At 57.4% G+C, this 11,905-nt stretch carries 8 protein-coding genes; 4 read left to right on the top strand and 4 right to left on the bottom strand.

From position 1 onward, the window contains the following. Positions 1–98: 98 nt before the first annotated feature. Positions 99–1,520: a carbohydrate porin gene (locus K7H94_RS09195; RefSeq protein ID WP_374710431.1), complete on the bottom strand. Its 1,422-nt coding sequence runs from the start codon at positions 1,518–1,520 to the stop codon at positions 99–101. A 476-nt stretch (positions 1,521–1,996) separates the two neighbouring features. Here K7H94_RS09195 and K7H94_RS09190 point away from each other — a divergent pair, with 476 nt between their 5' ends. Next, positions 1,997–3,463, top strand: coding sequence for a catalase (locus tag K7H94_RS09190; RefSeq protein ID WP_215800087.1), 1,467 nt, complete (start codon positions 1,997–1,999; stop codon positions 3,461–3,463). Between the two features lie 60 nt (positions 3,464–3,523). Here K7H94_RS09190 and K7H94_RS09185 read toward each other — a convergent pair whose 3' ends face one another. Next, positions 3,524–5,884: a membrane-bound PQQ-dependent dehydrogenase, glucose/quinate/shikimate family gene (locus tag K7H94_RS09185; protein ID WP_222952000.1), complete on the bottom strand. Its 2,361-nt coding sequence runs from the start codon at positions 5,882–5,884 to the stop codon at positions 3,524–3,526. A gap of 571 nt (positions 5,885–6,455) precedes the next feature. Between K7H94_RS09185 and K7H94_RS09180 the strand changes: the two genes are divergently transcribed. Continuing rightward, positions 6,456–7,424, top strand: coding sequence for a GT-D fold domain-containing glycosyltransferase (locus K7H94_RS09180; protein ID WP_222951999.1), 969 nt, complete (start codon positions 6,456–6,458; stop codon positions 7,422–7,424). A gap of 201 nt (positions 7,425–7,625) precedes the next feature. Beyond that, on the top strand, positions 7,626–8,945 hold the full coding sequence (locus K7H94_RS09175) for an MFS transporter (protein WP_222952037.1): 1,320 nt from the start codon (positions 7,626–7,628) through the stop codon (positions 8,943–8,945). A gap of 3 nt (positions 8,946–8,948) precedes the next feature. Here the strand turns inward: K7H94_RS09175 and K7H94_RS09170 are convergent, their stop codons facing one another. After that, positions 8,949–9,581: a DapH/DapD/GlmU-related protein gene (locus K7H94_RS09170; protein ID WP_021505992.1), complete on the bottom strand. Its 633-nt coding sequence runs from the start codon at positions 9,579–9,581 to the stop codon at positions 8,949–8,951. 137 nt (positions 9,582–9,718) lie between these two features. On the opposite strand from K7H94_RS09170, the gene K7H94_RS09165 reads away from it, so the two are divergent. Continuing rightward, positions 9,719–10,621, top strand: coding sequence for a ParB/Srx family N-terminal domain-containing protein (locus tag K7H94_RS09165; protein WP_021505991.1), 903 nt, complete (start codon positions 9,719–9,721; stop codon positions 10,619–10,621). 117 nt (positions 10,622–10,738) lie between these two features. Here K7H94_RS09165 and K7H94_RS09160 read toward each other — a convergent pair whose 3' ends face one another. Continuing rightward, positions 10,739–11,866, bottom strand: a complete 1,128-nt coding sequence (locus tag K7H94_RS09160) for a DDE-type integrase/transposase/recombinase (protein WP_227746447.1) — start codon at positions 11,864–11,866, stop codon at positions 10,739–10,741. Positions 11,867–11,905: the final 39 nt, after the last annotated feature.

The following is an 11,905-nucleotide window of genomic DNA, read 5'->3' as shown; positions in this document are numbered from 1 at the left end:
TACCGCTGGCTGGCAGGCTTCGCCGGATGCGGTGCGAGGCCGTTTCAACGCCTCGCACCGTGCAACCTTCCTTCAGCCGGTTAGCGCGAAGTGTAGTCTCAGAACCACACTTCTGCCTGTACGCCAAAGTTCCAGCTACCGCCAGCGGTAAAGCCCGCGCTGCCGAAATCATCGTTCAGCGCATAGTTGTCCAGCGCTTTAGACCAGTTCATCCAGGTCGCGAACAGGCGAATCTCCGGCCGCACCAGCATGTCGTTGATGTTGCCGACTTTAAACGTTGGCGCAAAGGTCAGCTTATACACATCGCCCTTTACCGCGTTGTACGTCGCGATGCTGCCGCCATCCTGATAGCTGCGGCCATTGGGTTTGAGGTCCATATACAGCCACGACGCTTCATACTGCAGCGCAAAGTTTTCCGTAATCGCCTGGGAGGCGCGCAGGTTGATGGTTGCCCAGTCATAGCGATCGCCTTTGCGGTAGCGATCCTCGCTGTGCTGCGCCAGCAGCGATGGGGCCACTGACCAGCGATCGCTCAGTGGCATCACGCCAAAAGTGGCCAGTCGCAGCGCGCTGGCGTTGCGCGTTAAGTCGCCGTCGCCACCGATCTGCCGGGTTTCTGCGCCCAGGCCTTTCCCCCACTGAATGGCGTGAGTGCTGCTGCCCGGTGCCAGTCCGTAGAAGCGGTTTTTATCGTGCCAGGCCAGCATGGTAAACACGCCGTGCTTTGCCGTATCGTCACTGCGCAGCGCATAGCTGCCGGTGGTCGATGCGCGCCCTTTCAGCTCGTCGTTGCCGTTTGCGCTCATGCCGGTCAGCATCCACTGCCAGTTACCGTAAAACTGGTTCGAGGTCAGCAACAGGTTTTGCACGTTGTTATCGTCGTAGCGGCTGCTGCCCAGGTCGCCAAAACTGCGGCCATAAATGGAGAAATCGCTGCGCCATTGCTCGTTCCATTGCAGGTTGCTGATGCCGCCGCCGGTGCCGCCAAGAAAGACGATATCGGTATCGGTGAAGTGCAGATCAAAATTGTCGCCGTCAAAGCGTTTACCTGCCCACAGCGAGGCATGCCGGGCAGCACCGCTGAAGCTGGGGAAATCCCCCATTTCGACATACACCTGGCGGATATTCAGATTATTGTCTTTATTCTGCACCCACGGGTCCGGACTGGATGAGCCATCTGCCAGCAGCGCTTTGAAATTGGCCCACGAACCATTACTGAACCGGGTTTGATTATGAAAGCCCAGCTCGATGTAGTGATCTTTTTCATTACCTAACCGGCCAATATGCGCATCACCGCCGATCGAACTGGCAGGCGAAATAGCAGGTCCGGCACGTCCGCCGCGCCCTTTATCATTAATCAGCAGGCCGGAACGGGCGTAGCCGGAGAAACGAAACGTGTTGGTTGTTCCGGCACTCGCCTCTTTTTGCTGCTGCTCATCGCGCGCGATTTTCTCTTCCAGCTGGGCCAGACGCTGCTCCAGCGTTAATGACTGTGCCGCTGCACTGCCACCCACCATCATCCCCGCGATAGCCAGCGCCAGGCGCGCGGTTTTAGCCTTATGCATCACCATATTTATCTCTCTTATTATGTCCATTCATTAATTACAACGGGATTGCCTTTGACGCAGCGAGAGCATAAATAAGCGGATTGCGGTTCTTTTTGATCAATATCATCAAATTAAAAAGTTATATTTTACATGAAGTTATAAAGTGATTGATTAATTCGAGGTCTGTTTTTACTTAAATGGAAAAATCCTTTGCGACCTGTCTTAAAAGACGGGTGAATTAATTTTTCTTTTCCGATCCCATTCGCAGAATGGCGCTTTTTCCGGCACGGAAAATCTGCTTAGCCAGCAGCAGAAATAAAAACAAATTTGCGAGCTGTGCCGCATCGCTTAATGCGGCAACCAGATGAGACGGCGCAATTATTCGGGCAAGCCTGCGCCTCGCTGCTACGCTTAGTGGTTGGATTATCCTTACAAAAGCTGGAGATATTATGAGCAATGACGATCGCAAGCCGACCACCACGGATGCTGGCATTCCGGTAGCCAGCGACGAACATTCTTTGTCCGTCGGTCCTGACGGCCCGCTGATGCTGCACGATCACTACCTGATTGAGCAGATGGCTAACTTCAACCGCGAACGTATTCCAGAGCGTCAGCCGCACGCCAAAGGCAGCGGTGCATTTGGCTATTTTCAGGTGACAGAAGATGTCAGCCGCTACACCAAAGCGGCGGTATTTCAGCCCGGCACCAAAACCGATGTGGTGATGCGCTTCTCCACCGTGGCCGGCGAGCGTGGCAGCCCGGACACCTGGCGCGATCCGCGCGGCTTCGCGATCAAGTTTTACACCAGCGAAGGCAACTACGACATGGTGGGCAATAACACGCCGGTGTTCTTTATTCGTGACCCGATGAAGTTCCAGCACTTTATCCGCTCGCAGAAGCGCCGTGCCGACAACAATCTGCGCGATAACGATATGCAGTGGGATTTCTGGACGCTGTCGCCAGAGTCGGCGCACCAGGTGACCTGGCTGATGGGTGACCGTGGCATTCCGAAAAGCTGGCGCCACATGAACGGTTACTCCAGCCATACCTATATGTGGGTTAACGCCGCCGGGGAAAAATTCTGGGTTAAATACCACTTCAAAACCGATCAGGGTGTGGAGTTCCTGACGCAGGATAACGCCGATCTGCTGGCCGGCCAGGACGGTGATTACCACACGCGCGATCTGTTCACCGCCATCAAAAATGGTGATTTCCCCAGCTGGACGCTGTACATGCAGATCATGCCGTTCGCCGAGGCGGAAACCTACCGCTTCAACCCGTTTGATCTGACCAAGGTCTGGCCACACAGCGATTATCCGCTGATTAAAGTCGGCAAACTGATGCTGAACCGCAACCCGACCGACAACCATGCGCAGATTGAACAGGCGGCGTTTGAACCAAACAACCTGGTGCCCGGCATCGGCCTGAGTCCGGATAAGATGCTGATTGGCCGGGTGTTTGCCTATGCCGATGCCCACCGCGCCCGTCTTGGCGTTAACTACAAGCAGATTCCGGTCAACGCCCCGCAGGCACCGGTGCACAGCTACAGCAAGGATGGCGCGATGCGCATCAATCCGGTCAGCGATCCGGTTTACGCGCCGAATTCGAAAGGCGGTCCGGCGGCGGACGGCGAGCGCTACCCGACGGATTCCACCTGGGAAGCGCACGGCAACATGGTGCGCGCGCCCTACACGCTGCGTCAGGATGATGATGACTTTGGCCAGGCCAATACGCTGGTCAATAAAGTGCTGGATGAGGCGGCACGTGATCGCCTGGTAAATAACGTCAGCGGTCATCTGCTCAACGGCGTGGAGGAGCCAGTGCTGTCGCGCGCGTTTGAGTACTGGCGCAACATCGACCAGACGATTGGCGATCGCATTGCCCAGCGGGTACAAACCGAGCGCGCCAGGCGTTAATGCGCTGATATCAGAGCAATAAAAAAGGCGCCCGCGGGCGCCTTTATTGCATCGACAGGATTATTTCAGACGGAACGCCACCACGCTGTCGCCAGCTTTGGTGCCGAGCGAACCGTGACCGCCTGCGGCAATCACCACGTACTGCTTACCGTCGCTGCCCATGTAAGTGGATGGTGTCGCCTGTGCGCCGGCGCTAAGCTCCTGCTGCCACAGCAGTTCGCCGGTGGTGCTGTCATAGGCGCGAATGAAGTTATCTGCGGTCGCACCGTGGAACACCAGATCGCCGGCCGTCAGCAGTGGCCCGCCGTGCGCCACCATGCCCATCGGGAAGCCAATCGGGAAGCGGCCCGGCAGGAAGCTGGTTTTCAGGTTTTTCGTGGTGCCAACGCGACGCAGCCATTCGGTTTTGCCGGTTTTCAAATCCACGCCGACCATGCGGCCCCACGGCGGTGCAATGCACGGAATGCCGAGACCGGAGGCCAGCTGCTGGATGTGGATGGCGTAATCACCGTGGAAGTTTTCGTTCCAGTAAGGCTGGCCATCTTTGGTGAACAGGCGCTCCGTCGCCGTGGCGGGCGTACGCTTGATCAGGTTGTATTTGTAGGCGAGGCGCACCGGTGCGGCAATCAGCATCTGACGCTGCGGATCAACCGCCACCGATCCCCAGTTAAACACCCCGATATTGCCCGGGAACACCAGCGAGCCGCCTTCTGTGGCTGGCGTCCACGGATTGCCGTCATAGCGCAGGCTACGGAAATCCATACGGCAGGCCATTTGATCAAAGGGCGTGATGCCCCACATTGACTTCTCAGTCAGCGGCTGCGGAATAAAGTTCAGGCTGGATACCGGCTGGGTGGCGGCGAATTTCTCGCCCGGCACGCCGCCTTCCGTCGAAACCTTCACGTCGTTTACCGGATAAACCGGCTGGCCGGTCAGGCGATTGAGCACAAACAGGTTGCCGGTTTTGGTCGGCAGGATCACCACCGGCTGTTTCTGGCCCTGATAATTGATATCGACCAGCGACGGCTGTGACGGGTTATCGCGGTCCCACAGATCGTGATGGGAGCTCTGATAGCGCCATTTGAACGCCCCGGTCTGCAGATCGAGCGCCACTAACGCATCACGGAATTTTTCAGTGTTGCTATTGGCATCACGCTCGATGCCCAGTTCATCCGGCGAGGCGTTGCCAAACGGCACGTACACCAGGCCGTTTTTCAGGTCGGCGCTCAGCGTACCCCAGGCCACCGGCGTATCCTGCGGATAGGTCTGGCCAGCCGCTATCGGCGCGGTATTCTGCGGATTAGCCGGATCAAAGTTCCACACCAGACGACCACTCTGCACATCATAGGCGCGAATCACGCCAGAGGGGTTACCGCTGTTGAAGCCGTTATCCATAACCGAGCCGCCGACAATCACCAGATTGCCCGCGACCAGCGGCGCGGCGGTCTGCATCAGCGCGTGTGGACGAACATCACCCATATTGGCATGCAGATCCACCACACCGTTGTTGCCGAAGTCGGCGCATGGTTTGCCGCTGTCGGCATCCAGCGCAATCAGCCGGGCATCAGTGGTGGCGTTAAAGATGCGCTTGCGGCACATCGCCGGCGTCGCCGCCGTGTCCTGAGCGGCAACCGGTGCGCCCGCGTAATAGCTGACGCCACGGCAGGTCTGATGCTGCTGCAGATAAGAACGATCTTTCGCCGGCGTGTATTTCCACTTCACCGCACCACTCTGCGGATCGAGCGCGTGGACCTCATTGTGCGGCGTACAGAAATAGAGCATGCCGTTGGCTTTCAGCGGCGTGGCTTCGAAGGTGTATTCGGTGGCGTCGTTATCCTGACGCAGATCGCCGGTGTGATAGGTCCAGGCCACTTCGAGATTGCGCACGTTCTCTTTGGTGATCTGATTCAGGGCGGAGAAACGCAGGCCGTCGGCGGTGCCGCCGTAGGCGGTCCAGTCAGCGTTCGCGCCCTGCTCGCTGTTTTGTTCACGCGCATTGGTGATGGTGCCGGCCTGCGGCAGCGGATCGTAAAAGCACAATCCAATCACCAGTACAATCATGATGGCCACCGTGCTGCCGAGCAGGCCGTGGAAGCGACGCTGTCCCTGATACAGCGGTTTGACCACCCACGGCATCGCCAGCCACAGGCCGATCACGCCAAACAGATCGCCGCGCGGGATCCACTGCCACTTGTCGAAGCCGACTTCCCAGATCATCCATGCCAGCGTGATCCACATCAGCACCGCATACAGGCTCAGCGCGCTGCGCTGATTGCGGAACAGTAAAATGGCGGTGATCAGTAATCCCACCGCCATCAATGCGTAAAATGCGCTGCCGCCCATCATCAGCAGCTTGCCGCCCATATAGAGCAGCGCAACACCCAGAATCGCCAGCACGAGACTGGTCAGTTTGTTTATCATGCGAATCCCTCAACGCTCATCATTATTAACCACCCCAAACTAAAGACACATAAACTCAACAAAATCTTAACTTACGTAACCGTCAGTTAAAAATCTGCCTGGCGGCGTGTCGTTAGTGCCGCTTATCAATGTAGCTCTGCTCCTTCATGCTGCGCCCCGCTTCGCTCGTAGTGTGAGTGAAATCACGTTTCAATTTTGTTGGAGGAAATTAATCAATCATCAGGAAAATCCGCATTTTTTGATAACGCAGCGTGCGATATGACTAAGGGCGCGACAGGCGTGCTGCCGGGCAGCCTGCAATTTGTCGGCGCATGTATTTCTGGTGAAATTATTTAATTGATTAGTGGCGTACAAATGCGATTTGTCCTGGTCATGTCAGAACCTGATGCTAAAAAAGCAGGCAACGCTGCGCTTTGCCCTAAAAATAGCGTCTTTCCGGCACGGTGACATTGATAAATGAAATAGCGTATTTATTATTTTGAGAGTTTCCTTAGCCTGTCTGCCAAATTAATCGGTGATATACATTATCTGACTGCTCTGCGGCAAAGCCGCTTATAAAAAGAAGGTTATTATGATCAGCGCAGACGCTTTTTATCGCAAATTACGTTTTCCATTTAAACTCACACATGCTGCCATTAAATTTCCCGTGGCCAATGCGCACGCCCGGCAATATCAGGTCTTGTCAGCAGAACAGACCATCGATCTGCTGCTCAGCGATGACCGGCTCTCAGTGTGCCGCTATGGGGATGGGGAACTGGAAATGACGCTATTTAAGAATATAGGCTTTCAGTCTTTTGATGAACGCCTCTCCATTCGCCTGAAAGAGATCATGCGCCGTGGCACGCAGAGCGATAATCGCTATCTGCTGTGTATGCCCGATGCCTTTCGCGGTACCGGGAATATGCGTTTTGGCTCAGCGCTTTTCTGGTTTTTTCATAAAGCGTTTTTCTTTCGCCACTATGAGCATTTATTAAAGAAAGGCTATCGCTATGGTAATACGTCGGTAACGCGCCCTTATCATGATTATAAAGATAAACAGCCGGCAGCGCGTATTTTTGCCAAATTTAAACAGCTGTTTCACGATAAAAAAATTCTGATTGTTGAGGGTAGCGGCACGCGCCTTGGTCTCGGTAACGATCTGCTGGATGGCGCACGGCAGATCCGGCGCATTACCACCCTCAACCGTAACGCGTTTTCGGTTTATAACGAGCTATACAGTAATGTGCTGGCGCACGCGCGCGATTTCGACATGGTATTGATCTCCCTTGGACCGACGGCAACCGTGCTGGCTTACGACCTCAGTCAGCACGGCATTCGCTGCATTGATACCGGCCATATCGATATTGAGTATGAGTGGATGCGCAGCGCGGCACGCACTAAGGTGCAGGTCGCGGGGAAAAATGTGAATGAGGTCGGTTTATTACAGAGTGACGAACAGCAGGAAGCGGATGCGCATTACCGCAGCCAGATTCTGCTGCACGTCGGTTTAGGTCAGGAGCCACTGCGCAGTGCCGCGGTGGTCACGCAGCCGATAGTGTGATGCAGCGCACCGTAACCGATCGTGCCGGCGATCGGTTTGGTGCAGTACGCTCAGATAGCGGGTATTTATTAGCCAGCGCGATGGTTCTGACTGCGACGGCGCGGGCACTATGGCATGGCGGACACTAATTAGTTAGCAGCCTTAGCAATCTGGCATTACCTTTGCTTAATGATTCCTGTGTTCATTTTCAGGAGTCGCATGATGAAAGCGTCCTCAACCCGCTACACCATTTTCTCGCTGCTGTTTCTCATCGCACTGATTAACTACATCGACCGCGGTGCGCTGTCGTTCGCCGCCAACGCCATCTCGCAGGAATTTCACTTCAGTAAAGTGCAGCTCGGTGCCGTGCTGGGCTACTTTGGCTTTGGCTATCTGTTCGGGTCGCTGTGCGGCGGCTTCCTTGCCGACCGGCTGGGCACCAAAAAGGTCTGGCTGATGGCCGGCATTCTGTGGTCGCTGCTGGAGATCGCCACTGCCTGGGCCGGAGAGCTGGGCATGGCGCTGTTTGGCGGCTCGGCGATCATGGGGTTTGCTGCACTGCGCGTGCTGTTTGGCTTCAGCGAAGGGCCGGCCTACGCGTTGATGAACAAAACCATCGCCCACTGGGCACCGGATAACGAACGCGGTTTCGCGCTGGGAATTGGCCTGCTGAGCACCCAGGTGGGCTCGCTGCTGACCGCACCGATTGCCGTCGGACTGCTGCTGCTCACCAACGACTGGCGCATGATGTTTATGCTGCTCGGCGCGTTTTCACTGCTGGCGATGCTGCTGTTTGCCCGCCACTTTACTGATACGCCACAGCAGCATCCGCGTGCCAATGCCGTCGAGCGTCAGCTGATCATTGCCGGGCAACGCCAGCAGCCGCAGGACGAAGGCGCGCTGCCGTGGTGGCGCTTCTTCACCAGCCGCACGCTGGTGTGCAACGCGCTGGGCTATTTCAGTTTCCTCTACATCACCTTTACCCTGGTGACCTGGCTGCCGAAATATCTGCAGGATAATTTCCACTATGACCTGCACTCGCTGTGGTATGTGGCGATGATCCCGTGGAGCGGTGCCTGCCTGACGGTGCTGCTGGGCGGACGCATCGCCGATCGCCTGCTGGCACGCTTTAACAATCTGCGGCTGGCGCGCAACCTGTTTGCGGCCGTGACGCTGTGCGCCACCGCCTGCTGCTTTATGGCTATTCCCTGGGTCGGATCTGCTGCCGGCATTATCGCGCTGATGACGCTTGGCAACGCGCTCAATGCGCTGGTGAATAACGTCTACTGGTCGGTCGTGATTGACGTGACGCCAAAGGCATCGGTTGGTACCTTCAGCGGCATGACGCTGGCCATCGCCAACCTCGCGTCGATCATTTCACCGATGCTGTGCGGCTGGCTGGCGCAGTACTACGGTTATAACGCCATGTTTACCGTCACCGCCTGTATCGCCTTTGGCAGCATGCTGGCCATGACGCTGCTGCAGCCGGAGAAACGCCTGCAAGCCGATGCGCCGCCAGCCGCCGCGCAGCAGGCTTTGTAAGCGTTATCGCCCGTGCCGCTGGCAGAAGGCGGCGATATCCGGCGACTGAAAATCCGCCAGGTGCGCCATCAGCTTCTCCAGCGGCCAGTTCCACCAGGCAATCGCCTGCAGCTGCGCCGCGATGTCGGCGCTGAAACGGGCGCGAATCGGTTTCGCCGGCACACCTCCGACGATGGTGTAAGGCGGCACATCTTTACTCACCACCGCCCCGGCCGCCAGCACGGCGCCGTCACCGACCGTCACGCCAGGCAGGACAATCACGCCGTGACCGATCCACACATCGTGACCAATGATCACCCGATCGGCACGGCGTCCGGCGAAGAAACCGGCATCGCGCTGCGCGTGGCTGTCGTAATACTCCGGGCAGTAGGTGAAGCGATGCTGTGAGGCGCGATCCATCGGATGATTCGGTGCCCCGATACGCACCTGATTGGCGATGGCCGTGAAGCGGCCAATCTGCGCATCCGCCACGCAGCAGTGTTCCCCAAGGTAGGAAAAATCACCCAGTTCGCTGTATTCCAGATAACTGTGCGCCAGAATTTCACACTGCTGGCCAATCTGCGTGTCGCGCAGACGGACGCTGGGATCGATCGCGGTGTGTTGCAGTTTAGCGGGATGCTGGGTGGCAGAAATCATAAAGCAGGTGCTCCGTTGTGGTCAGATGTCTGGATAAGTGGTTGCCTCAACGCAACCGCGAGCCACAACACTAGAGCGGGAAGATGACAGGAATGCTATCGTGTTGCTCCACCGGGAGATCTTCAGGAGAAAATGGAATGAAAGCGTCCCTGCCGTTATTAGCCTTGCTATTCAGTACCGCCCCCGCCTTTGCCGCCCTGCCGCCCGACATCAAAGCCGGAGAAATTGTGCAGGTCGAACTGGCGCAGCTGCATCCCACTCAGGCCGCCATTGGTTATCGCCAGCTGGATTACAAGCAGCATCGTTATCAGGCCGATCCGGAAAAGCTGTTCGATGACTATTGCGAAAGCATGGGACAAAAAGGGGTGAAAAGTTTCACGCCGCGCTCCACCCTGCGCGATCCGGCCAGTTTCAGCTGTAAGGCGCCGGTCGGCAGCGAACCCGGCCCGATGAAAACCGCGGTGATCGGCCCGGATAATCAACTGTACCTGACTGATGGCCACCATACGTTCAGCAACTTTGCTGACATGGCCGGCCTGTCAACGCCGGTGCAGGTGCGCATTACCGATGATTTCCGCCCGCTGAAAAGCCAGGCTGCTTTCTGGCAGAAAATGGCGGCGGCACATCTGGTGTGGCTGGAGACGCCAAACGGTAAGATCGCCCCTGAAGCACTGCCGCAGGAGCTGGGTCGCCAGCATATGCAGGATGATGAGTATCGTTCGCTGATCTACTTTGTGCGCGATATCGGCTTCGATAAGCCAGACAACCCGCCGCCGTTCCTTGAATTCTTCTGGGGACAGTGGCTGAGCCGGGAACTGCCGCTGAAAGCGTTCAACCTGCGCGACCGCGACGGCTACGCCGCAGCGGTGAAAAAGGTGGCGGAGAAGATGGTGAGCGTGCCGAAGGATACGGTGATTGCGCAGAGTGATAGCGGTCCGCTGACGGCGCAGGCGCTCGGTGCCAGAGACGCGGTGAACCAGAAGGCGCTGAACAAGTTAAGCGCCGATAACGGTAAGCTGAGCTGGGCGTTTAAACGTTAAGCGGGCTGGGTAGTGTTGATGTGAGTGTGGTGTTGGGTTTATCCAGGTGCGCATCAAGGTACGACCGGGCACATGGGTAACAGATCAGACCGGGCACACAGGTAACACTTTTTGTGGTCAGTCGATCCGGATAATACGCTTTTCTGCCCGGTCATAATACGCAAGGATGAGCCTGTCGAAGAGGATGACGTCAATGCCGTCGTCCACTTCCAGGAACCGCACGTATTCCCCCCGTAACGCCGCGCTCAGGAAGGTTCGCCCGTTCAGCCTCAGGTCGCCTTTTTCACCGACTTTGTACAGCTTCGCCCCCTCCGGATAGCCCACCTCCGGCACTTTTCCGTCCCATCTTCGCGGTGAAGGCGTCCATATTTTCGCGGGCGGCTGCTGCCCGTGCGCCTCATGCGGCTTTTCCTGATTGAACTCGTTCCGCCATCCGCTGCACCACGCCTGCTGCTCCGGCAGCGAGCCAAAGACGTCGTGGTGGCTCATGGCGACCTTCAGCGACCGGTGCATCCGCTCGTGGCGGGCGTTCTGCCCCGGACAGCCCGGCGCGGTTCTTTCCGGCTGTATCCCCAGCTTTATCAGCCACACGCTCAGCTGCGTCAGCGCGAGAATGCCCGGCGCAACGAAGGGCGAGCCGTTGTCGGTGCGGATAACGTCGGGCAGCCCGCCTTCCAGGAAGGCCCTTTCCATGCAGCCGCGCACGAACACCGTGGTCTCCGACGTGCCCGGCTCGCAGGACAGCAGGTAGCGGCTGTGGTTATCGGTAAGCGTGAAGGGGCGGCACCAGCTGCCGTCTTTCAGGCGGAAGCGCCCTTTAAAATCAGCGCTCCAGACGTGGTTATTCCTCACGGGCGTCGTGAGGCTGCGCAGGTTGCCCGGCGTTCGCTTGCGCGGCGTCCGCGGCTGAACCATTCCCGCCGCCTTCAGCAGGTCGCCGATAGTGCTGGCGGCAGGGACGCTGAAGTCAGCGCCGTTGCTGAGGAACCAGTGGCGGATTTTTTTTGGCCCCCAGTCGGGGTGCTGCTGGCGGAACTGAACGAGGCGCGCGGTGATGTCGGGGGCGATTTTATCGGGCTGGAGATGGCGGGCGCGGGAGAGATTTTCAAGCGAGGAGAGCTCGCCGGGGTTAAAGCGGCTGAGCCACTTGTAGCCGGTTTTGCGGCTGATGCCGTGGCGGTGACACAGCTGCGTCATGGATTCCCCGCCTGCCTGGCAGGCGAGGATGAATTCAAGGCGTTGCATGGTAACAGTCTCAGTCCAGGGCATAGTGAGTCTCCTCTG

The organism is Pantoea dispersa (assembly GCF_019890955.1).
In the GTDB taxonomy this organism is placed as follows: domain Bacteria; phylum Pseudomonadota; class Gammaproteobacteria; order Enterobacterales; family Enterobacteriaceae; genus Pantoea; species Pantoea dispersa.
This window is presented reverse-complemented; position numbering and strand designations above follow the sequence as displayed.